Raw genomic sequence first — 22,588 nt, 5'->3', positions numbered from 1 at the left:
GCGCCCCCGCCCCCCCGCCCCCGCGCTCCCCGCCCTCGCCGGGGGCGGCGGTCGCCCCCCGCGCCCCCCCCCCCCCCCCGCCCGCCCCCCCCCACGACTCTCACATGGCCATGGGGCGGCCGACCGGCTGTCACATGACCACTTGGCGGTCGACGGCTGTCACATGACCACGTGGCGGCCGACGGCTGCTCCTACGCCACGTGGAGGGTGTAGTGACCGGAGGTGTGCGCGGTGAGGCGCCAGCCGCCGGGCTGTTCCGTCGTCCGGATGCCGGTGAGGCCGCTGCCCTTGGCCTCGGGGCGGCCCGAACCGGGGACCCACACGTCCAGCGTGCCCGTCCCGGAGCCGGACAGCCTCAGGTCCCGCTCGGTGCGGGAGGACCGCAGAGAGCTCAGGCGGCCGGGAGCGCTGCGCGGATACGCCTGGGAGAGCGCCGTGGTCTCGAAGGCCGGGCTCGCCAGCGGCTTGCCGTCGGGGCACGTGTACAGCACGACACCGCCGCCCGAGGTGGTGGCCTCGGGGTCGTTCTGCGGATCGCCGCAGGCCTTCTTCCACACCCAGATCGCCGAACCCAGCGCATCGGAGTTCTGCCGGTCCAGGAAACGGTCGAACCGGGAGCGGAAGTCGTCGGGTTCACCGAACCATCCCCACTCCCCCGACCACAGCGGTGCCCCGTACGCCCGCGCGGTGCGCTCGGCGGCGACGTAGCCCTGCTCGATCGAGGTCAGCGTGACGCCCAGGCCCTGGTCCATGGTGATCGACTCGCTGTACAGGTGGGGCGAGAAGACGAGCTGCGGGTCGTCGGCGAACCCGGCCGGCGGGGTGGTGTCGAAGCCAAGTCCCGACCACAGGATCGAGGGCTCGAAGTACACCAGGTGGTGGAAGCCGCCCGCCACCTTCGACTCCGCGGCCCGGATCGAGGCGATCGCCTGCTGGTAGAGACGTCCGAGCAGGATCGAGGAGGTCACGCCCGGTGCGTCGCCGGGGCCGGGCTCGTTGAGGAGGTCGTAGCCGGCGACCGCGGGATCGTCCGCGAAGATCTTGGCGAGGCGGCCCCACATGCGGGCGAACTCGGTGCCGATGTCGTCGGTGTCGTTGTAGAGGTTGGTGAACGCCTGCTGCACATTGGGCGAGAGGTCGCGCCCGAGGAAACCGCAGGCCTTGGCTCCGTCGGTGCGGGTCGCCCACTTCGGGGCGCCGTCGTTTCCGAACTCCGGTGAGGCGTTGGCGCGGCATCGCGTTCCCGGCGCCGCGCTGACGTACTTCGAGAAGGTGTCCTGGTGGATGTCGAGGACGGTGTGGATGCCGTGGGCGGCGGCCTGGTCGACCGCGGTGCGGATCCGCGCCAGATACGCCTCGTCGAAGACGCCCCGCTTCGGCTCCAGGGCCGACCAGGACAGGGCGAGGCGCTGGACGTCGAATCCGTACCGTTCCATCTGGGCGTAGTCGGAGTCCTTCAGCGGCCACACCGTGGGCTTGGCCGGGTCGGGCTGTCCGTAGTCGATGAGCTGATTGACGTTCACACCGCGGAGCAGCACCTGCCGCCCCTCGCTGTCGCCGATCACCGGGGCCTGTCCGTTCTCGCGCAGCACCATCAGCGGCAGCAGCCCGTTCCGGTCGCGGCCCGCGACCTGGGTCTGCGCGCCGACGGCGGCCACCGCGGGCCCCGGTGCCAGAGTGCCGGCGGCGAGCGCGAACACGGCGGCCACGGCGACGGGCGGCGCCCATCGGACGACCCAGGCGAGACCGCCACCGGCCGAGGGCTCCGTCCGGCGCCGCCACGCCAGTTCCGCGACCCAGGGCACGCACACGACGCCCGCGCACACGCCCGCGGTCACGCCCTCCGCGACCCGTACGAGGACGGACGCGACCGGGAACAGCTCCCCGCCGAAACCGTTCAGGCACCCGTCGAGAATCCACAGGGGCACGAATCCGAGCACGCCCGCCGCGGTGAGGGTGGTAGCGAGCGACCACAGCGTCGCGCCGGTACGCGGTCGGGTCAGGCCGGGCGACACCACCCGGCGCCAGAGCCCGATGCCGGCGAGAACCGCCGTGACTCCGCTGAGAAGCGTCGCCGTCACGAGGCCGCCGGGTATCGGTCCGGCCGCCCAGGCGAACACACCGGTCCCCGCCTGGAGCGCCACGGCGGCACCGGCCGGCAGCCAGGCGAACCCGGCGACCGGGTCGAGACCGGCACGCGATGACCCCGCGGGACGCTCGGAGCGCTTGCCGCCCTCGCCCGCCCCGGCACCCTCGTCCGCGGTGTCACCGTCGCCGACCTCGCCGGCCGTGGCACCCTCGGCACTCCTGCCCGCCTCGGCACCCTCACCCACGTTGACGGCCTTGGCGGCCGTGCGGCGGAGGCGCCATACGCCGATCCGGTACGACGCCGCCGCCAAGCCCGCGACCAGCGGCCCGAAAACGGCGTACTTCGCGCCGGTCAGACCGCACTCGGCGAGCAGCGCCCCGGCCGTCGGGAAGATGTGCAGGCCACCCGGTCCGGCGATCGCCAGCAGCAGCACGCTGTAGGCCAGCTTCGCCAGGAACGCGACCAGGACCAGACTCGACCAGACCCCGCCGAAGACCCATCGTGCCCTCGCCTCGGGAGCCGCGGCGCGCACCAGCCGGTGAACGGCCACCGCGCTGCCGGCGATCAGCAGGGGCAGGAACACCACGGTCGCCCAGGCGGGGCTCGTGGCGTTGCCGGGTACAAAACCCGCGTCCAGCCAGTTCTCCGGCGCGAACAGTCCGGTCCCGTCGGCAAAGCCGAGGGCGGCACAGAGAACCGCGAGTACGACCGCGGTGGTGAGGGATGCGAGGCCGGCGAGCAGACGGCCGCCGCGCTGATCATCGGCAAGGGGCATGGATGGAGAAGATAAGGCAGCCCTGAGGTCGCGCGGAAGGCCTGTGAGCAGGAATTTCTTCGGGTTCACGAGGGCTCGGACCGCGTCCGGACCGGGCGCTGAACCAGAACCGCTCGAGGGATGCGTTCCGACGGGACAGGTGCGGAGGTCCGAACTCCCGCTCCGGGCTTGGGAGTCACCGGGTCCGGCGCCCGCCCTCCGCCACGGAGCCGAGGCCCCACAGGGAGGGCGCGCGCCCGTAGGAACGTCACATCACCTGCGCCGCCGACGCGGGTCTCGATCCCATTCCGTTGTTCAGTCGAGACAAAACTCGTTGCCCTCGATGTCCTGCATCGCGATGCAGGACTCGTTCTCGTCGTCGGCGAGCAGTGTCTGCACATGCGTCGCGCCGAGCGCGATCAGCCGCTCGCATTCGGCCTTCAGGACGGCCAGACGCTCGTCACCCACGAGGCCGGTGCCGGCCCGCACGTCCAGGTGCACCCGGTTCTTGACGACCCTGCCCTCGGGAACGCGCTGGAAGTAGAGCCGCGGGCCGACGCCGGAAGGGTCGACGCACGCGAACCACGAGCCCCGATCCTCAGGGGGCCGCGAGCCCTCGTAGTCCTCCCACGTGGCGGACCCCTTCGGCGGTGACGGCACGACGTACCCGAGCACCTCGCACCAGAAGCGGGCGACGCGCTCGGGTTGCTCACAGTCGAAGGTGACCTGGAACTGCTTGACGGATGACATCGGCCCACCGTAACAGGGCGAAATGACGGCCGAACTCTCCGTAGAGAAGGGCACGTTGACACAGCGACAGGAGCTTCTCGCCGGGCTGTGTCCCCGTTTCCTCCCGGAATTGTCCGTGATCCGTAACAGACGCATCCCCCGGCCGTCATCGCTCGTCCTGCCAGGTGGTCGGTGGGCGACCGAGGAACTGCGCGAGAGCGGGGCGGACATGGCACGGCACGGCAGCAAGCGGGGCTGGTACGGGAAGGTGGCCGCGGCGGCGCTTGGGGTGACGGTGCTGGCCGCCGGCACCTCGGTGTGGACCGCGCAGGCCGGTGCCGTGCACGACCCGTCGCCCCGCCCGGCCGCGTCGGCCGGGCAGTCCGCCGTCAAGCCGGTGGCGGTGACCATCGCGCACGCCTCGGACAAGGGAGCGAGCGGCGTCAACATCACCATCGACGACGGCCCCGACCCCGTATGGACTCCTCAAGTGCTCGACGTCCTGCGCGAGTACGGAGTGAAGGCCACCTTCTGCATGGTGGGGACTCAAGCGCAGGCGCATCCGGATCTCGTCAAGAAGGTGGTCGCCGCCGGACACCGGCTGTGCGACCACTCGGTGTCGCACGACACCACCATGGACACCAAGTCGCAGGCCTACCAGTCGCAGCAGATACTCGACGCCGAACGCATGATCACCAAGGCGTCCGGGGGCGTGCGGCCGATGTACTACCGGGCGCCCGGCGGGGCCTTCACCCCCTACAGCCGCAAGCTGGCCGCCTCGCGGGGCATGCGTCCGCTGGGCTGGAACGTGGACTCCAAGGACTTCGAGCGGCCGGGCACGGACGCGGTCGTCGCCACGGTCGAGCGGGAGCTGCCCAACGGGCCGACGCTCCTCTTCCACGACGCGGGCGGCGACCGCTCCCAGACGGTCGAGGCCCTGCGCCAGATCCTGCCCCGGCTCAAGGAGCAGGGCCACACGTTCGGCTTCCCGGTGCGCTGAGCCCAGGGCCGCAGCCTGCGGTTCAGGACTGATTCGGGAGCCTGGACCGCCCAGTGACGGGCGGCGGGGGCGGGCGCCACGGACGGCGGGGGCGGGCACCACGGGCGGCGGGCGCCACGGACGGCCTCTGTCACGGACGGCCCCGTCACCACCGCCGCCCGGAAGCCGTCGGCTTCCGGGCGGTCGAGGCGCGTCAGGGCAGGCGGGCCCGTACGGCGGATCAGCGCTGCTGTGTCCCGGGCGGAAGGGCCAGGCCGACGGGAGCGGCGGGCCAGGAGCCCTCGGCCGCGACGGGAGCGGAAGCCTCGAGAGGCGGCATCACCCGCTGCAGGTCGCTGCGAATCCGCTCGGCCTCACCTCGGACCTGCGCGGGAACATCACCGCGCTCCGCGACGAGCTGGCGGTAGATCGGGGCTTCCTGGAACACGGACAACGCGTCCTTCCTGTCGGGGCCTCGCGCCGGACACGGAGGCGGTTGCCGAGTGTACGGGCCTCACGGCCCCCTCCGTTCCAGCACTGGACCCCGGCGCCCCCACCACACGCCTCCCGGCCCGCGACCGTGCCGGCACGGAAGTGTTCCTCCGGTCCCCCACGGAGGCCAACAACCCACGAACAAGCGACTTTTCAGCCCCTGTCACCTTCCCCGTACCGCCACGAATGTGCGGCTGGCCACACCGACGCGACCGGGCCCGACGAAGGCCTTCAATCCCGCCGTGGCGGCGACGGCGTCACGGCGGGGTGCTCAAGCGGTGACCTCATGGCCGCGGGCCGGGCGTCTCGTCGGACTCGCTTCTCCGGGTGAGGTGCTGGAACTGCCGTTCGTGCACGCCGGGCAGCCAGTCCTTGCCGTACGTGGCCGACGGGCCGAGCCGCGGGTCGCTGGGGGCATGGGCGTCACGCACGGCTTGTACGTAGGCGCGATCCTGGGCGATCCGCGCGCGAACCTCATCTCCGCGACCGACGGACCCGTGGCCGGGGATGACGACATCGACGTCGTCCGCCACGTCCTCGAGCAGCCTCAGTGCGGCGAGGTAGCTCTCGATCGGGTCAGGGCTGTTGTTCAGATCGAGCATCGGGATGAGCACGTCGGAGAGCATGTCGCCGGCGACGAGGACCCCGCGTTCCCCGATCAGCAGCGCCGCATGGCCTGGGGCATGCGCGTCATGCTCGATGATCCGGACGAGAGGGCCGTCCCAAGGAATCCGCGCCGCCTCGGCGGGCAGCCCGGAAATGCGGCCCAGCAGGTCCAGGGGTACCTGCTCGACGATGTCCGCCGGGATCAACGTGGCCACTCGGGCCATCGCACCTTCGCCCGACAGCCGATCCCGGACAGTGGCGGCGCAGCGGGCCGTGCCGTAACGGGGCGCCGAGCCGAGCGTGGCGTGCCAGAGAAGGTGATCCCAATGAGGATGCGTGGAAAACCCCGCCACAACGGTCTGCCCCGCATCGGACAGGTCGTTCGCGAGACAGACCATTTCGTGGCCCTGCACCCCGGCGTCGATCAGCAGCACACCGGCACGTCCCTGGACGACAACGGCGTTGGTCCGCATGAACTCACTCTCGTGAACCAGCACACCCTCCGCGACCCGCTTCAGCACGTGGACTCCTTCCGCTCGCGGTTTGCATCCCTCGCCGAGACCGTAGTACCTGCCGGACCTGTTTCCCGCTCAACACCGACTTTCCTTCTCAACACCGACTTCCCTTCTCAATACTGACCTTTCTTCCCGACACCGACTTTTCCGCTCGACACCGACAGGTGGTGCCATGTACGACCTCACAGCGCTGCTGCGCGAGTACGACCGGGCCCGCGGCTACACCGACGAGCTGTGGAGGGACCTCACCCCGGACGAGGTGATCTGGCGCCCTCATGAGAATTCCAGCGCCATCGGGTGGCATCTCGGGCACCAGGCCCACGTCGCCCACTTCATGATCCGCAACCTCACCGCGGCGGAGCCCAGCCCCGACCCGGAGCTCGACGCGATCATGGACTCGGCGAACCCGGAGAAGTTCCGCGGCGCACTGCCCACGGTCGAGCGGCTCTCCGCGTTCCGCGGCGCCGTCGCCGAACGCGTCCATGCCCGTATCGGCGACATCGCGGCAGGAAACGTCGGCGCCCCCGCCCAACTCACCATCGTCGCCACCCATCTGACGATCGCGCTCATCAACCACGAGTACCAGCACGACCAGTGGATCAGCGAGGTCCGGGCCGACAACCTCGGCCACGCGCTTCCACCCGACCCCGAATCCGACCGGCTCAGCCGCGTCGACGGCTACCTCGTCCTCGACGCATAGGGCCACCCTGACCGCTGGGCATCGGTGGAAGTCCCTCACCACCCCCACTACGCTTATGGGGAGATAGAGGCCGCCGCGCTGTCGAGCCGCGCCGCCCGCGTGCCCCGGGAGGGTGCGCCGACCGGGCTCCGCGCAGACCCGCGAGCACGCGTCGAGCCCGCCTGAAGGCGGCGCCGCACGCTCGGACTCAGCCCATGTACGCGGAGGTACCCTGGACACGGCAACTGACTTCCCGCGCAGGATACAAGCGGTTCCCAGCAGGCACCCTCGGAGTATCTTCATGGCATCGCACCAGTCGCCCACCCATCGCCCCGGCGTCAGCCGACGTGTCTGGCTCGCATCCGCACTGGCGGTGTCGCTCGCGGCGGCGGGACTCGCAGGTGTCCAGGTCTCGCGGGCCGCCACGGTCGACCCCTCCACTCCGGTGTCCAAACTCGCGGCGTCCACGTGCGCCGACCGGACCTACTCGGCGATGACCGCCTCCCAGCGGGTCGGTCAGCTCTTCATGGGAGGGGTCACGCCGTCCGCTCCGGACAGCAAGCGGATCAGCCTCATGCGCCAGTACCACGTCGGCTCGGTGTTCCTCGCCGGGCGCAGCAAGGCCGGGACGGCGGCGACCAAGAGCGTTGTCGACGGTCTTCAGGCGAAGGCGGACACCGTGGCCGGGCATCGCGTGGGCCTCCTGATCTCGACCGACCAGGAGGGCGGACAGGTGCAGGTGCTGTCCGGTCCCGGTTTCTCGACCATTCCGAGTGCGCTGACGCAGGGGACGTGGACGACGACGAAGCTGCGCAGCGAATCGGCCGTGTGGGCCAAGCAGCTCAAGTCGGCCGGTGTGAATCTGAACCTCGCGCCCGTCGCGGATGTCGTGCCGGCGAGCCTGGGCACGGCCAATCCTCCGATCGGCAAGTTCAACCGCGAGTTCGGTCATACCGCGGCGGTCGTGGCCCCGCACAGCGACGCGTTCCTGGAGGGCTCCCTGCAGTCCGGGGTCCTGGCCACGCTCAAGCACTTCCCCGGGCTCGGCTATGTCCGCGGCAACACCGACACCACGGCAGGCGTCGTGGACTCGGTGACGACGAGCACGAGTTCGAGCATCACGCCGTTCAAGTCGGGGATCCAGGCCGGGGCGCCGTTCGTCATGATCTCGTCCGCGACGTACAGCAAGATCGACGCGAGGAACCGGGCCGCGTTCTCCTCGACGGTTATCCAGACGCTGCTGCGCAAGAACCTGGGGTTCAAGGGCGTGGTCATCTCGGACGACCTCGGGAACGCGGTGGCGGTGAAGGCCGTGGCCCCGGGTGACCGCGCGGTCAGGTTCCTCTCGGCCGGCGGCGACGTGGTCCTGACGGTCGAGCCGAACCTGATCCCGGCCATGACGAAGGCGGTGCAGAGCCGGATGACGCAGAGCTCGGCATTCCGCACGCAGGTCAGTCAGAGCGTCCATCGCATCCTGAACGCCAAGCAGAAGGCGGGCCTGCTCACCTGCAGTTGACCGTCTCGTCTCCCGGAGGTGCGCGACAGGACCGGGGGCGTGCGGCAGGCTCCCGTCATGGACAGGGAGCGCTGTCCACCGCCCGGCGATGGCCGGCGGACCGAACCCGGGCCTCCGCGTGAGCGGTTCGCACCCCCGACGCCGAGCGGTTCGCGCCCCCGACGCCGTGCGGTTCGCACCCCCGTGGCTCGGTGGGCGCCGCACGGCGTCGAGGGCTCCGGTCACTCGGTGCGCAGGGCCGTGGCCGTGCGGACCTTGGCCGCCCATCCCGCCGGGGCCATCGCGCCGATCAGGGCGACGAGTACTCCGGCCAGGCCCAGCAGCACCAGTTGCGTGCCGTCGTACACATCGAGGACCGAAGGCGGCAGGCCGGTGCCGGCGGCCTCGCCCATGACCGGCAGGACGTAGTCGTGCAGCGCGAACCCGGCCGGGACCCCGATCAGTCCGCCGACCACACCGATGCCGGCCACCGAGGCGAGTACGAGACTCACGGTCTGCCGCGGGGACATGCCGAGCGCCTTGCACACGCCGAGGTCGTGGACGCGTTCGCGGGTGTCGAGGACAACGGAGTTGAGCACGCCGAGGCCCGCCACGGAGACCAGCATCAGGGTGAGGAGCGCGGCCATCGCCTCCAGCAGGACGATCATGTTCTCCCCCTCGGGGGCGGATTCGGCGAAGGCGGCGCCGCCCAGCGGCTCGACCACGGCGGCGAGCTTCCGCGCGTAGTCGGCGGGTGAGACCCCCGGCTCGACCTCGATGTGGAAGGCCTCCGGCTCCGCTTTGGAGAAGCTCGCCAGATCCGCGTGGACCCGCATGCCGTCGTCCGACGTGTCGAAGGCCTCGCCGACGATGCGCAGGCTCACCGTCTCCTTCCGGAAGGTGACCCGCACGGACTCGCCGATCTTGGTGCCCGTCCGCTCCAGGAAGTGGGTGGGCACCACGACCTGGCCCCGCCCGGTGATCCAGTGCCCCGCGATCATCTCGTAGCCGCCGGCTCGGGAGTCACCCTGGTAAAGGGTGGCCCGGACGGTGCCGGAGATCCCGGCCACCCTGGCGTCGCCCGTCGCGGTGCCGTAGTACGAGGCGGTGCCGGCCTGCTTCGCGATCGCGGCACGCACCGCGTCCGGATCGGCCGACGGCTGCTGCTGGTTCGACCCCGAACCGGCCGGAGCACGCCCGGCCGCGGGCGCCTTCTCCACCCGGCCGGCGCCGGGACCCGAGCCGCCTGCCCCGCTGATGGCGGTGACATCGGCGCTGTTCTCGGGATCCTGCGCGCTCGCCACCGCGTTGAGGGACTGGGTCAGTCCCACCGCGAACGTCGCGGCCACGGTCCCGAAGGTCACCGCCAGCACCATGGCGATCGCCCGCACGGGATGCGCGAAGGGACTCGCGAGGCCGTACGTGACCGGACGGGGCAGTGGGAGCCGCCCGGCCGCGCGGTGCGCCCACTGACCGCGCGTGGTGCGCGGCGCCCTGCCGACGGCGATGGCCTCCACCGTGCGCAGCCTCCCGGCCCGTAGCGCGGGCACCAGCGCCGCGACCGCGACCACCAGCAGCGCACCGGCGGGCACCACCACGTCCACCCACCAGGCCACCGACAGCGACACGGTGCCGTACACGGACTCGGTGTCGTTCAGCAGCGGCACGGCCAGCAGGTTGCCGAGGACGACACCCAGGGCGATACCGGCCGCGGCGGGGATCAACGCCTGGGCCACATAGGCCCGTACGACCTCACGCGGGGTGAATCCGATGGCCTTGAGGATGCCGATCCGGCGCAGACTGGTGCCGACGGCGCCGCTGATGACACTGCCGACGATGATCACCGACATGACGATGCCGAGCACGCCGAACGCGAACAGGAACGGGATCGTCGCGGCCGCGCCCTGATCGGCGGCGCGCTTGGTGTCCAGCCACGACTGGGTACCGACCAGCGCCCCGGAGGGCAGGGCGGCGGCGAGCTTCTTGCGGTCGGCGGTGATCTGCGCCTTCGTGGCCGCGGAGTCGAAGCGGTAGAGCATCTGGCTCGCGAGGCCGCTCTCCCCGGTGGCGAGGGACCTGACCTGGGCGGGGGTCGCCCACATGTCGGCGCTCCCGCTCGCGGAGAGCGCGAAGCCGACGAGGGTCAGCGTCTGCGCGTCCGCCTCCTCGGAAGTCTTCAGGGTCGCGCCGAGCACGAGATCCGGGCCCTGGAACGAGGCGGACAGCACGATCTCACCCGATGTGCGCGGCCACCGGCCGGACTTCAGGTCGAGTACGTCCACGTCCTTGCCGGGACCGGGCCGTCCGACGAGCGTCAGCGCGGGCAGGTGTCCGCCGCCCTGGCCGATCGGGTTGATCGTCGTGGAGGGGAACGGTCCCGCGCTCGCCGTGACGCCCTCCAGGCCCCGGGTGCTTGCCAGTTGGGCGGCGTCGGCCTTCTTCGGGTCGAGCTGGGCGACGAGGTGCGCCCCGTGCTGCCGCGCGAAGGCGTGGTCGAAGGGAGCGTTCGTGGCGACCATGAGGGACCCGGCGACCACGGCCGAGGCCACCGCCATCATGGTGGCCACGGCGATCACCAGCGTCTGGACGCGTCGTCTGCCGACCCCGGAGCGCACGACCCGCCCGAGGGCGCCATTGCCGAACCCGGTCATCGGACGGCCTCCGCGTGCGTGTCGACCGCGACCTTGCCGTCGACCAGATGGATCGTGCGGTGCGCGCACGCCCGGGCCAGCTCCAGGTCGTGCGTGACCAGGACGACGGTCTGCCCGCCGCGGTGCAGATCCACGAGCAGTTCCCGGACCTCCTGCCCCGACGCGGTGTCCAGCGCGCCGGTCGGCTCGTCGGCGAGCAGCAGCGCGGGCTTGTTCACCAAGGCCCGTGCCACCGCGACGCGTTGGCGTTCGCCGCCGGACAGCCGTCCGGGGTAGGCGCGGGCGTGCTTCTGGATTCCGAGTACCTCCATCAGCTCCCCGGCACGGGTCGCCGCCGCCCGCCGGGCGGTTCCGGTCAACTGGGCCGGGAGCTGGATGTTGTCGGCGACGGTGAGGTCGTCGAGCAGATTGAAGAACTGGAAGACCATGCCGATCCGTTCGCGGCGGAACCGGGCCAGCGCGTGCTCGCTCAGCCGGTCGATGCGCTGCCCGGCCACGGTCACGATTCCCTCGCTCGGCCGGTCCAGACCGGCGATGAGATTGAGCAGCGTGGACTTGCCGCTGCCGGACGGCCCCGTCACGGCCAGGGCCTCGCCCTCGGCCACGCCGAGATCGACCGGTCCGAGCGCCGCGGTGTCGGCGCCGCCGTACCGCTTGGCCACGCCCTCCAGTTCGATCACGTGATTCATGGGTGTGTCCGTCCTTCGTGGTCGGGAAGCCGATGCCCTGTGGGGGCTCGGTGAACGTACGGGCGGACGCCGCGGCGGCGCGTCGGCCGTGGCACCGACATACGGCCCTCCCCGCGGAGGACCCGGCGGCGGGGTCATCCTGGAGGAGTACGCCTGGCGGTCGGGTGCGCCGGTCACACAGGGGGACGTGGACCCGTGCCGCGGGACCGCACAATGTGCGGATGGAGAAGGAGGACCCGTACGGGCGGCCGCGCGACACGTCGTGGGCGGACACAGGGCGAGAGCGGACCGGCCACTGGCAAAAGCGGGCCGGCCACTGGCGGGAGCGGGCCGGCGACGTACTGCGGCCGTGGACGTGGTGGGCGCGTCTCCGCGACGCGATGCGGCCGGAGGGCGAGCCCGCCCCGCTGTCCCGGCGAGCGGTGCGCCTGGACGTGCTGCTGGCGGTCGTCCTGACCGTCGTCGCGCTGGTCGTGGCGGCGCGCTACCCCGGGGACGGGCCGGTACGGATCAGCTCCCGGGCCGTGACCGAGGGCCGGGACTCGATCCCGTACCCCCCAGCCGTTCCCGAACCCGGGCCGATGTTCGAACCGGAAACCCAACCCAGATCCGCGTCCTGGGTCCTGGTCGTGCTGTCGGCGCTGCCACTGGCGGCCCGGCGCCGGTATCCGCTGCTCGCGTTCGGAGTCATCGCCATCGCCGTACTGGCCCTGGCGGACGACGTCTCCTGGATCAACGTGCTGACCTGCAGTATCGCCGCGTACGGAGCGGTCGCGCACAGCCGCTACCGCACGCGGGCCCTGGCCGGTCTGATCGTCGCGGCCGTGCTGGCCGGTCTCGCGTTCCGGGACGCGGATCCCATGCTTCCCGGCTGGTCCAGTCCCGCCGTGGTGCTCCTGGTCGTCGGGGTGCTGGCCAGCCTCGTCCGGCTCGGGCGACTGCGGCTGGAGGCCAGCCGAAAGCGTTTCACGGACCTCCAGCAGACCCAGGAGAAGGCCATGCGCCGGGCCGTCGAGGAGGAGCGCGCCCGGATCGCCGCCGAGCTCCACGACGTCGTCACCCACAATGTGAGCGTGATGGTCATCCAGGCGGGGGCGGCACGCAAGGTGATGGACGCGGCGCCGGAACGGTCCAAACAGGCACTGCTGGCGGTGGAGGCCGGGGGCCGCGCCGCGATGGCCGAACTCCGCCATGTGATGGGCCTGCTCGCGGGCGCGGAGGCAGGCGCCGACACCCCCGCCGACGGTCTGGAACCGCAGCCCGGCCTCGGGCAGCTCGACGCACTCGCCGAGCGGGTGCGGGCCGCCGGGACTCCCGTGGGCCTGACGGTGTCGCTGCCTCCCGGCCCGCTGCCTCCCGGGGTGGAGCTCACGGCGTACCGCGTCGTCCAGGAGGCACTCACCAACACGATCAAGCACGCGGCGGGCGCCGGCGCGGCGGTGTCGATCGGCGTCGCCGGCTCCTGGCTGGAGATAGAGGTCACCGACACGGGGGCGGTACGGGACTCGCCGCCGGTGGACGGCAACGGCCGCGGGCTGATCGGGCTGCGCGAGCGGCTCGCGGTCTACGGCGGCAGGCTCACCGCCGGGCCCACGCTCACCGGCGGATACCGGGTCACGGCCCGCATCCCGTGGGAGGCGGTGTGAACGGGCCCGCCCTGCGCGCCGTCATCGCGGACGACCAGGCCTTGGTCCGTACCGGTTTCGGGATGATCCTCGCCGCCGACGGGATCGAGGTGGTGGCCGAGGCCGCGGACGGCGCCGAGGCGGTCGACGCCGTGAGACGCACCCGGCCCGACGTCGTCCTCATGGACATCCGGATGCCGCGGATGGACGGCATCGAGGCTACCCGGCGCATCCTCGGTGCCGGCCCCGAGGGCTCCGAAGGGCCCGCGGGTTCCCCGGGAACCCGGGTCATCATCCTCACCACGTACGACCTCGACCACTACGTGTACGCGGCGCTCACCGCCGGAGCGAGCGGGTTCCTGCTCAAGGACGTCACCCCCGAGCACCTCGTGGCGGCTGTACGGCTCGTGCGCTCGGGCGACGCGCTGCTCGCGCCGACGATCACCCGCAGACTGATCGAGCGCTTCGCGCACCGCCAGGAGTCCCCGCAGACCGGCCTCCACCGCGATCTGTCCGGGCTGACCCCGCGCGAACTGGAGGTTCTCCGCCTCATGGCGACCGGCCTCAGCAACGCCGAACTCGCGGACCGTCTGTTCCTGAGCCCGACCACGGTGAAGACACATGTAGGCCGCATCCTGTCGAAGCTCGATCTGCGGGACCGGGTGCAGGCCGTCGTCCTCGCCTACGAGAGCGGGCTGATCTCTCCCCAGGGGCCGAACGGCACCGGCTGACGTCCTGGTCCGGTCCCCCATGTGATGGGTTCGCCCGCTCGACCGTCATGGCGCGCCAGTGGGCACCAACGGCCCCTCACAGATGACGAGTTCGCAGCCGTTCGCAGCCGTTCGCAGCCCGCAGGAAGGTGTCGGCGTCGTCGGCTTCCGCCAGGCGGCAAAGCTCCGGCCAGGAACCGTCGCTGAAGCGGAGCCGGAACGCGGCGAACCCCGGAACCGACCCCGGTTCACTCGCCCTTGACGGTCCTGCTCTCGACGCCCGGGATCCCCTTGTCCCACCAGTGGTTGTAGCGGCTGTACGGGGCCGGGTCCCGGTCCGCGAGCAGGGCCGCCAGCTTCCGCGCCTCCTCGGTCAGGCCGCGCCAAGCCGCCTTGTCGAGCTTGCGGAACGCGGTCAGTTCCAGGCCTCCGTCCGCCGCGCGCCACACCCCGGCGACCTGACCGTCGACGAGCAGGGTGGGCAGCATGTCGCCGTTGCGCCGGACGACGAGCGGCCGGTATTCCTGGGGCATGACGCGCCCGGGGAGGGCGTGGGCCAGCAGCGTGCTGTCCCACATCGGCAGCAGCCTCGGCGGCGCGGGGGTGTCCTCCGCGGGCACGGTGGCGTCCGGCAGGTCGAACAGAGCGGCGCGGGCCGGCCCGGGAACCCGCACCACCTGGTCTCCGAGCTCGCTCAGCGCCTGGGTGATCACGGGGCGTCCCAGCAGGGTGAACCGTGCGAAGTCCGGTGCCGACGCCGGTCCGAACGCCCGGAGGTAGGAGAGCAGGAGCCGCCGTACTCCCGCCGCCGCGTCCTTCGTCTCGTCCACCGGGTCCACGGCCGAGGCGCGATAGGTGTTCGGCAGCTTGAAGGACCACGGACCGCCGGTCGGCGTGTGCTGGATCGGCGCGTACGTCCTCAGGGCCCACCACAGGCGGTGCACGTCGCCGCCGAGGCTCTCGGTGAACTCGGCCTCCACGTCGGCTCCGGTGCGGGGGCGGGCCAGGAACTCGGCGAGCCGCGGAAGCAGCGTGTCGGCGTCCTCCTCGCGCAGCTCGGTCGAGGTGTAGCGGCGGTCGTACAGCCGCGACGCCCGCAGGCTCCGGACCATGGCGGCGTGGTACGGCGCGTAGTCGTCGGCGTGGACGGCGTGCAGGGTGATCCGCATGAGGGTCGCCTTCACGATCCGGCGGTCCGTGAACGCCGCGTCGAGATCCTCGGGTACGAAGCCCTCCACGCGGTTCCACAGAGCCAGGTAAGGCGAAGCGGGCGCCTGTGCCTGAACGGCGCAGACCTGGCGGACCGCCTCCGCCACGTCGAGGCGCTTGCGCTCCAGGAGGAGCTGACGGTCCAGGGTCGCCAGGGTGAGCTGCCGCGCGGTGAGGGTCACGCCCGGATTATCCCGCCCGCTCGGCATCGGCGGCACCGTTATCCTCACGGACGGGGGTGCCATGAGCGATCAGGACTGGTACGACGACAGCGCGTACGAGAACGCGGCCGAGCAGTCCCACCGGGTGGCGCGGGCCGGGTGGACGGCGATTCTGGGCGTGTCGGGGCTGCTGGGCGCGGCCGCGATCGCCGCCGCCGTCGTCTGCGTGGCCTCCGCCGCGGGCATGATCTACGTCGTCATGACGGCCACCCGTTAGCGCGTCCCCGCCAGTTGGTCACCGAGCCGGATCGTGAACCGCGGCACGGCATAAACACACCCCGGAAACCGCCGCAGAAGCACCGCGCATCACCCCTGACACCACGTCAGGGTCCGCTCAGGGTCGAGGCGGGGGCGTCACGGATAGCAGGGGTGGTGTCGCGGGCGGAAGGCTGTGGGCATGTCGAAGACCACTCCTGATCGCCGCCGTCCGTCTCGCCCCCGCCGCGCCGCGCTCGCTCTCGCCGGGGCCGCCGCCCTGACGGGGCTCGTGGGGGCGTACACCCCGAGCTTCGCGTCCGCGGAACCGAGTTCCACCACCCCGACGTCCGCCACCGACTTCAGCGATTGCCCCGCCCTTCCGGCCGGAGCCGACCCGGCTCGCTGGCGGTGTGAAGTCCACACCGCTGCACCTCGGTTGACCATGGGGAAGGTCGAGGTGACTCTCGCTCCGATCACCATGACGCACGCCGAGGGGCCGATGCCGGACGGCTCCAAGGCACAGGTCTGGGGCGCGATGCACAGCGCGCCCACCGCCGTTCCGGGCGGACTCACCGGCACCGCCACGGGTGAGCACGCACGACAGCTCCGTCTGGCGATCAAGCCGGAGTACGGGGGCCGGTCCGACTTCTACACCGGGCAATTCAGCCTGCGCTTCCGGTTGTTGAGCCCGCTGCTGCCGCACGGATGCACCATCGGGGCGAGCACGCCGGTCGACTTCCAGCTCAAGCGGTCGGGCCCCTCCAAGTGGGTCTCGCAGGATCCACCGATCATCGAGTTCTCGGCCTACGACGACACCTTCACCGCCCCAGCGGCCGAACACTGCGGGCCCCTGACAGGGCCGCTCAACCGCCGCCTGGGGCTGCCCGCGTCGAGCGGAAACCTGATGACGTACGACGCGACCTACACGTTCCGGATGTACGACCAACTGCCGTCTGCGTAAGGCTGGCAGTCGGCCACCACGCGCACACCGGGCCACCGCCCACGTACGCGCCCCCGTACGCGCCACCGCCACCGCCCCCATGCGCGCACGCGCACGCTCGACGATCTCTCACTCGGTGGTGTGAACTTGTCGGTCACACCCGTAGCGGCTGATCAACTCCGTGCGTTTGGGGAGTCGTGTCCGCTCTAGACTCCCCGCGCATCTCGCTCTGGCTGCTCAACCACTTCAGCACCTTCACGCTGACCGTCGTCATCGTCGGTGGGACCGTCCTCCTCGCTGTCGGCGGCAGTGTGCTGCTGCGCCGCAGGTACCCCTCGGTGGCCCGCGGCGAACACAACGAGATGGTCGGGGTGACGCTCGGCATGTTCGGCGCGATCTACGGGATCATCCTCGCCTTCGTCATCGTCACGCTCTGGACCCAACTGGAGGACACCCAGACCATCGTCGCCTCCGAGGCCACCGACGCGGCGCTCATCACCCGGGACGCCACCGCGTTCCCGGCGCCGGTACGTGCTCGGCTCGACGCCACGATGAACGGTTACGTCCACGCGGTCGTCGAGGACCAGTGGCCCCGGATGCGCGCGGGAAACCCCAGCTACGGGGCCACGGAAACCCACCTGCGATCCGCCTTCCTGGTACTCCAGGAATACGACCCGAAGAGCCAGAGCGAGCAGGTCTTCTACGAGGAGGCCGTCACCCATCTCAACGACGTCGCCTCCCAGCGCCGCGCCCGCATCACCATGGCACGCCAGGAACTCCCCGCGCTGCTCCAGGTCCTGGCCTTCGGCGGCGCACTCGTCCTGGTCCCGCTCACGTTCCTCTACGGCATGCGCAAGCTGAGGGTCCAGATCCTCTTCGTCGCCTCGGTCGCCGGACTCGTCGGCTTCAGTCTGCTCCTGGTCTTCGTCCTGGACCGCCCGTTCGCCGGCGAACTCAGCGTGACCCCGGCCCCGTTCAGAGAAGGGGCTCTCGCCCAGTACTGGACCCGGTGAGCGGGCGCCGTACGCGGATGGGATGAACCGTGAGCCCCAAGCGCCGAGTTCTGCAAATAGAGGCCTCGGCGTCGCCTGAAACGGTGTCATCCCCAGCTTCGACGGGACCGTCAACGCTGTGCGACAGCCCTCCGTCGCCCCGGGGCCGACCGCCGCCCCGCAGGCTCTCACCTACCGATCCGAAGCCTCGCCACAAGGCATCTGACCTGGCGTTTTGGAGAATCTCGCGTACCGTGACGAGCTCTGCCGGACACCGTCTCAGGGGGTCTTCATGAGCCAGGAAATCACCGGTATCTACACAGCTCGCGGTCGGGTGCTGGAAGGGTTCGAAGCCGTACGGAAGCGGCCGGGGATGTACGTCGGCTCGACCGGTGAACGCGGCCTGCGTCATATGGTGTTCGATGTCGTCGAACGCGCGGCCACCGAGGCTCTGGCCGGCCGGGGCGGGCGCATCGACGTCACCCTCACGGAAGACGGCGGTGTCCGGGTGGCGGATGACGGGCCGGGCATTCCCGTGGAAGCGGCCGGTCACACCGACGGCCCCGGCCTCGAAGGCATGCTGACTCGCCTGCGTACCAACCCCCGCAGCCTTCGTGGCCGTCACACCATGGCCATGAGCCCCATGGGCGCCGAACCAGCCGTGGTCAACGCACTGTCGAGCCGACTGACGGTCGAGGTGCGCCGTGGAGGCGGACGTTGGGTCCAGGAGTACACGCGCGGCGTCGCCGTCGCCCCGCCCGCCGCCGTGGGGGCGACGACCGGAAGCGGGACCACCATCACGTTCTGGCCCGACGCCGACATCTTCGAGACGACGCGGCCCTCGTTCACGGACCTGGCGAACCGCTTCCGTGAAGTGACCGCCCTGAACCGGGGCTTGTGCCTTTCGCTGACCGACGAAGGCAACCGGAACGAGCCCCGGTTCGCGGTGTTCCGGTTCTCGGACGAGGAGCGGGACCTGGCCGCCGCCCTCGGAATGGAGACAGGGTCGCGAGTGCACCCGGACGTCATCGCCTTCCAGGAGGAGGACACCCGGATGGCGGGGACCGTCGAGGTGTCCCTCCGGTGGTGTGACTCCCCCGAGGAGAGCGTCCGGAGTTTTGCCAACAGCATGCACACCTACGAAGGCGGCACCCACGAAACGGGTCTCCGTGACGGGGTGGCCGACGCCGTCAACGCATACGCCCGCAGGCACCTCCTGTTGACAGCCACGGATCCCCGACTGAGCTTCGAGCACATCGGCGAGGGCCTGACGGCCGTCGTGTCCGTCAAGCTGGACAGCCCCGAGTTCTACGGGGCCACGCGCACCCGTCTGGGCGGCGACGGCGACGCCGTTCACCCCGACGTGCGGGACACCGGCGCCGTACACGCCGGTGTCCGGGACGCCGTCCGAGCGCACCTCGGCACATGGCTGGAGCAGCATCCGGACCAGGCCGCGGCCGTCATCGGCCGGATCATCGAGAGATCCCGCCAGGGCTGATCCGGCCCGGACCCGCGCCCCTGCGCCGCGCCCGGCCTCACGGCCCGGCCGCGGGCAGGAGCAGGTCCTGGTACGGATTGAACTGGAACTGAAGCGGTGGAGCCATGTCGCCGAAGGACTCGCCGAACGCGCTTGGCGTGTCCCTCAGTTCGCTCCGAATCCGCTCCGCCGTGTCGTCGCCGGTTAGGCCGGGCGCGAGGGCAGCGCAGACTCGTACGCCCGTATGCGGATCGGTGAGCCAGGGGCGCGTGTCGCCGCCGAGACGGCCGATGGCGATCAACAGGGTCGCCACTTCGTACGCGGATTCGGCGGCCCGGGCCATCGACGTCAACCGGTCCAGCAGCGCCGGGCGTTGCGCCGACGCCGAGGGGTGTCCGGCCAGTGACCCGACGGCCACGGCGGCACACGTCCTGCGCTGGAGACGTTCCGAGGCGAGGTGCGGCAGCGTTGGCCGCAGGAGCGTGGGAACGAGGTCGAAGCAGGCGAGCGCCGCCCGGTCGAGGACGAGTTCGCCCCGGCCCGTGCCGTCCCGCCACATGCGGGCCCGCGCGTCGGCGTCGGCCGCCAGATAGGCGTCGGTCCACGCTCTCAGCTCCGCCGCACGCCCCTCGCCCCGGGCACGGACCTCCGGCGCCCGTTCGCCGAGGTCGGCCGCGACGCCGACCGCGTACAGGTAGGCGAGCATCGCGTCCTGCATGGAGGGATCGTCGGGGCCCAGCAGCGGATTGTCGAGAAGTTCGGCGACCAGCAGCGCGGTAGGCGCCGTAGCGGGCCAGGCCTTGCCCTCCCGGCGGAGCGTCGTCGACCACAGGTGCGTGTACCCGTCGACGAACGCGTCCGCGTCGTCACCGAGGAGTGCGGCCAGACGACGCGGGGTGTCGGAGGCCCGCCCCTCGGCGTGGAAGAGCCCGGACCAGTCCACGTCATCCATACGATCGACCACGGTGGGGATGGTGCCACACCGTTCCGACCGGCTGGACTCGACCAGCCGCAGCGCACGGGAAACTCGGATGCGCTTCCCACACGGTCCTCCCTAAGCTGCACGCGCGCGGAGCGCAGCGCGTCGAATCGACCGTCAGCGAATCGGAGTTGCACAGGTATGACCAGTCGACTGTTCGCGATCTGCTTCAACGCCACCCGGCCGTCGGACCTGGCGCGGTTCTGGTCCGGTGTCCTCGGCTGGCGGTCGGCCGACGGCCCCGACGACGACGTCGCGATCCTCCCGCCCGACGGATCCGGGTTCCGCATCCGCTTCCTCCCGAGCCAGGAGCCGAGGACCGGCCGGAACCAGGCGCACTTCGACCTGCCGAGCGCCACACCGGAGGATCAGCGGCAGACGGTCGCCAGGGCTCTGGAACTCGGCGGTGAGCACATCGACGTGGGCCAACTCCCGGAAGAGGAACACGTGGTGCTCGCCGATCCGGACGGCAACGAGTTCTGCGTCATCGAGGCGGGCAACAAGTTCCTCGCCGACACCGGCGTGATCGGCGCGCTGGCCTGCGACGGTACGCAGGAGGTCGGCTACTTCTGGAGCGAGGCGCTGCGGTGGCCGCTGGTCTGGGACCAGGACCAGGAGACCGCGATCCAGTCGCCGGACGGCGGCACGAAGATCACCTGGGGCGGTCCCCCAGTGGCGCCGAAGGCGGGCACGAACCGACTGTTCTTCGAGCTGGCGCTCCCCGCCGACGCCGACCGCGAGGCTGAGCTCGCCCGCCTGGTCTCACTCGGCGCGACACGGACGTCCACCGGTGAGGGTCACAGCGACCGCGTCCTGCTGCTCGACCCCGACGGCAACGAATTCGTCGTACAGCAGCAGCGGTAGCGACCCGGCCCCGCCGTTCGCCTTCCCGCTCACCCGCCCGCGGCGCTCGCCGACTCCTCCGCTCCGCCTGCCGCGTCGCGGCGCCCCTGCCATGCCGGGCGGCTCACCGGCGAGCCACCCGCGTTCGCGGCTCTCTCACGCGTTCCGGGTGAGGTGATGCCTGACCGGTGTCCTGCCGGCCGGCGCGCTTGGGGCGGCCCAGGACGACTCCGGCCAGGACCAGGACCAGTCCGCCCAGTTGCTGCACGGTCAGCGACTCTTTCGCGACCACCGTGCCGAGCAGGACGCCGGTGACGGGATTGAGCAGTCCGATCAGTCCGACGGTCCCGGTGGGCAGATGCCGCAGCCCGGTGAACCAGGCGGCGAAGGCCAGCGCGGTGGCGATCAGGGTGACGTAGCCGAACGCGAGGACCGTCTGCCCGGAGAGCGCGGGCGGGCGGCCTTCCACGGCCGCGGCGACCGGGAGCAGGAACAGACCTCCGGCGGTGAGCTGCCAGGCGGTGGAGGCGAGCACGTCGACACCGGCGCTCCACCGTTTGGCCAGGATGAACCCGAAGGACGACACCAGCATCGCGGCGGCCGAGGCGAGGACTCCCGGGACGCTCACCGTCTCCACCCCGGAGAGCAGCATGAGGCAGACCCCTCCGAGTCCGATCGCGGCGCCGGCCAGGTGGGCGGTCCGGGGCCGCTCGGAGACCAGGGGCCAGGCTATGAGCATCATCGTCAGCGGGGCCACCGCCATGACGGTCGAGGCCACGCTCGTCGGCAGGAGCTGGGAGGCGGTGTAGACGAGGACGAAGAACACGCTCATGTTGAGCAGCCCGAGCACCGCGGACCGCCACCACCACGCGCCGCGGGGCAGCCGTCTGCACAGGGCCAGCAGAACGAGGCCCGCGGGCAGCGCCCGCAGGGCGGCCCCGTAGAGGGGTCGGTCGGCCGGCAGGAACTCGTGCGTCACGAAGTAGTTGGTCCCCCAGGCCACCGGCGCGACCGCGGTCAGGGCCACCCATCGCATATTAGCTTCCATGGAAGCTAATATAACTTCCCGGGAAGCTAATATGAAGCCATGGAGCACGGTGAATCTCTCGAGCACGGCGAATCTCCCCAGCACGGCGAGTCTCTGCAGCACGCTGAATCCGTGGAGCACGGTGAATCTCAGGACCGCGTGGCCCGCATCCAGGCGGAGTGGCGCCGCGAGCGCCCCGACGTCGACATCGCCCCACAGGGAGTGATCGGCCGGTTGCACCGCCTGGCCGACCGGCTCACCGAGGAACTACGCCTCGTGTACGACCGCTACGGTCTGAGCGAGGGCGAGTTCGACGTCCTGTGCGCGCTGCGCCGGACCGGTGAACCCTACGAACGGGCGCCCGGGGAACTCGCCGCCCACACCATGGTCACCACCGGCGCGATGACGAAGAGGATCGACCGCCTGGAGCGGGCCGGGCTCGTCACCCGCCGCCGTACCCACGGCGATCAACGCGGCCGGATCGTCGCCCTCACCGGGCCCGGACGCGAACTGATCGACCAGGCGTTCACTGACCACATGCGCAACGAACGGCACCTGCTGGACGCGCTGACGACGACCGAGGCCGCGTCGCTGGAATCGCTGCTCGTCACCTGGCTCTCCCGCATGGACGATCCGCGCACTCCCGTCGGCGAGTGACGAGAAGCCGCCGGCGCGAGGGATCGTCGGCG

20 protein-coding genes are annotated in these 22,588 nt (G+C 71.3%); 11 read left to right on the top strand and 9 right to left on the bottom strand.

Annotated elements, in window-relative coordinates:
- Positions 1-191: 191 nt before the first annotated feature.
- On the bottom strand, positions 192-2,864 hold the full coding sequence (locus ACFXGX_RS04420) for a glycoside hydrolase family 5 protein (protein ID WP_384784540.1): 2,673 nt from the start codon (positions 2,862-2,864) through the stop codon (positions 192-194).
- 294 nt (positions 2,865-3,158) lie between these two features.
- A complete protein-coding gene (locus tag ACFXGX_RS04415) occupies positions 3,159-3,593 on the bottom strand; it encodes a VOC family protein (protein ID WP_384784538.1) in 435 nt (144 codons plus the stop codon).
- 208 nt (positions 3,594-3,801) lie between these two features.
- On the opposite strand from ACFXGX_RS04415, the gene ACFXGX_RS04410 reads away from it, so the two are divergent.
- On the top strand, positions 3,802-4,572 hold the full coding sequence (locus ACFXGX_RS04410) for a polysaccharide deacetylase family protein (RefSeq protein ID WP_384784594.1): 771 nt from the start codon (positions 3,802-3,804) through the stop codon (positions 4,570-4,572).
- Between the two features lie 220 nt (positions 4,573-4,792).
- On the opposite strand, the gene ACFXGX_RS04405 is transcribed toward ACFXGX_RS04410, so the two are convergent.
- Positions 4,793-4,999: a hypothetical protein gene (locus ACFXGX_RS04405; RefSeq protein WP_384784536.1), complete on the bottom strand. Its 207-nt coding sequence runs from the start codon at positions 4,997-4,999 to the stop codon at positions 4,793-4,795.
- A gap of 328 nt (positions 5,000-5,327) precedes the next feature.
- Positions 5,328-6,170, bottom strand: a complete 843-nt coding sequence (locus ACFXGX_RS04400) for an MBL fold metallo-hydrolase (RefSeq protein ID WP_384784534.1) — start codon at positions 6,168-6,170, stop codon at positions 5,328-5,330.
- A 166-nt stretch (positions 6,171-6,336) separates the two neighbouring features.
- Here ACFXGX_RS04400 and ACFXGX_RS04395 point away from each other — a divergent pair, with 166 nt between their 5' ends.
- Both ACFXGX_RS04395 and ACFXGX_RS04390 read left to right on the top strand, forming a co-directional pair.
- Positions 6,337-6,864 carry a DinB family protein gene (locus ACFXGX_RS04395; RefSeq protein ID WP_384784532.1) on the top strand — a complete coding sequence of 176 codons (528 nt, stop codon included), beginning with the start codon at positions 6,337-6,339 and terminating at the stop codon, positions 6,862-6,864.
- A gap of 280 nt (positions 6,865-7,144) precedes the next feature.
- A complete protein-coding gene (locus ACFXGX_RS04390) occupies positions 7,145-8,359 on the top strand; it encodes a glycoside hydrolase family 3 N-terminal domain-containing protein (protein ID WP_384784530.1) in 1,215 nt (404 codons plus the stop codon).
- A gap of 221 nt (positions 8,360-8,580) precedes the next feature.
- Here the strand turns inward: ACFXGX_RS04390 and ACFXGX_RS04385 are convergent, their stop codons facing one another.
- Positions 8,581-10,989, bottom strand: a complete 2,409-nt coding sequence (locus ACFXGX_RS04385) for an ABC transporter permease (RefSeq protein WP_384784528.1) — start codon at positions 10,987-10,989, stop codon at positions 8,581-8,583.
- Positions 10,986-11,678 (bottom strand): ABC transporter ATP-binding protein, encoded by a 693-nt coding sequence (locus ACFXGX_RS04380; RefSeq protein WP_384784526.1) that lies wholly within the window; start codon positions 11,676-11,678, stop codon positions 10,986-10,988. Before ACFXGX_RS04380 ends, ACFXGX_RS04385 begins: the two co-directional genes overlap by 4 nt.
- A 380-nt stretch (positions 11,679-12,058) precedes the next feature.
- On the opposite strand from ACFXGX_RS04380, the gene ACFXGX_RS04375 reads away from it, so the two are divergent.
- Positions 12,059-13,324, top strand: coding sequence for a sensor histidine kinase (locus tag ACFXGX_RS04375; RefSeq protein ID WP_384784592.1), 1,266 nt, complete (start codon positions 12,059-12,061; stop codon positions 13,322-13,324).
- Complete coding sequence (locus ACFXGX_RS04370) at positions 13,321-14,034, top strand: response regulator (RefSeq protein ID WP_384784524.1); 714 nt, start codon at positions 13,321-13,323, stop codon at positions 14,032-14,034. The genes ACFXGX_RS04375 and ACFXGX_RS04370 overlap by 4 nt, the downstream gene beginning before the upstream one ends.
- Before the next feature lie 227 nt (positions 14,035-14,261).
- Here the strand turns inward: ACFXGX_RS04370 and ACFXGX_RS04365 are convergent, their stop codons facing one another.
- Positions 14,262-15,404: a winged helix DNA-binding domain-containing protein gene (locus ACFXGX_RS04365; protein ID WP_384784522.1), complete on the bottom strand. Its 1,143-nt coding sequence runs from the start codon at positions 15,402-15,404 to the stop codon at positions 14,262-14,264.
- Positions 15,405-15,465: 61 nt separating this feature from the next.
- Here ACFXGX_RS04365 and ACFXGX_RS04360 point away from each other — a divergent pair, with 61 nt between their 5' ends.
- From ACFXGX_RS04360 to ACFXGX_RS04345, 4 genes are all read left to right on the top strand, one after another.
- Positions 15,466-15,660: a hypothetical protein gene (locus ACFXGX_RS04360; protein ID WP_384784520.1), complete on the top strand. Its 195-nt coding sequence runs from the start codon at positions 15,466-15,468 to the stop codon at positions 15,658-15,660.
- A gap of 438 nt (positions 15,661-16,098) precedes the next feature.
- Entirely contained in the window at positions 16,099-16,602 is a 504-nt protein-coding gene (locus tag ACFXGX_RS04355) for a hypothetical protein (RefSeq protein WP_384784518.1), read from the top strand.
- Between the two features lie 200 nt (positions 16,603-16,802).
- Entirely contained in the window at positions 16,803-17,594 is a 792-nt protein-coding gene (locus tag ACFXGX_RS04350) for a DUF4239 domain-containing protein (RefSeq protein WP_384784590.1), read from the top strand.
- A gap of 271 nt (positions 17,595-17,865) precedes the next feature.
- A complete protein-coding gene (locus ACFXGX_RS04345) occupies positions 17,866-19,071 on the top strand; it encodes an ATP-binding protein (RefSeq protein ID WP_384784517.1) in 1,206 nt (401 codons plus the stop codon).
- A gap of 37 nt (positions 19,072-19,108) precedes the next feature.
- Here ACFXGX_RS04345 and ACFXGX_RS04340 read toward each other — a convergent pair whose 3' ends face one another.
- Positions 19,109-20,014: a hypothetical protein gene (locus tag ACFXGX_RS04340; RefSeq protein ID WP_384784515.1), complete on the bottom strand. Its 906-nt coding sequence runs from the start codon at positions 20,012-20,014 to the stop codon at positions 19,109-19,111.
- Between the two features lie 156 nt (positions 20,015-20,170).
- Here ACFXGX_RS04340 and ACFXGX_RS04335 point away from each other — a divergent pair, with 156 nt between their 5' ends.
- On the top strand, positions 20,171-20,893 hold the full coding sequence (locus ACFXGX_RS04335) for a VOC family protein (RefSeq protein ID WP_384784514.1): 723 nt from the start codon (positions 20,171-20,173) through the stop codon (positions 20,891-20,893).
- Between the two features lie 103 nt (positions 20,894-20,996).
- On the opposite strand, the gene ACFXGX_RS04330 is transcribed toward ACFXGX_RS04335, so the two are convergent.
- On the bottom strand, positions 20,997-21,920 hold the full coding sequence (locus tag ACFXGX_RS04330) for an EamA family transporter (protein WP_384784512.1): 924 nt from the start codon (positions 21,918-21,920) through the stop codon (positions 20,997-20,999).
- Positions 21,921-22,031: 111 nt separating this feature from the next.
- On the opposite strand from ACFXGX_RS04330, the gene ACFXGX_RS04325 reads away from it, so the two are divergent.
- Positions 22,032-22,556, top strand: a complete 525-nt coding sequence (locus tag ACFXGX_RS04325; RefSeq protein WP_384784510.1) for a MarR family winged helix-turn-helix transcriptional regulator — start codon at positions 22,032-22,034, stop codon at positions 22,554-22,556.
- Positions 22,557-22,588: the final 32 nt, after the last annotated feature.

The organism is Streptomyces sp. NPDC059371, assembly GCF_042751995.1.
Taxonomy (GTDB): domain Bacteria; phylum Actinomycetota; class Actinomycetes; order Streptomycetales; family Streptomycetaceae; genus Streptomyces.
The sequence above is the reverse complement of the archived record's forward strand: the minus strand, read 5'-3'. Positions and strand labels throughout refer to the sequence as shown.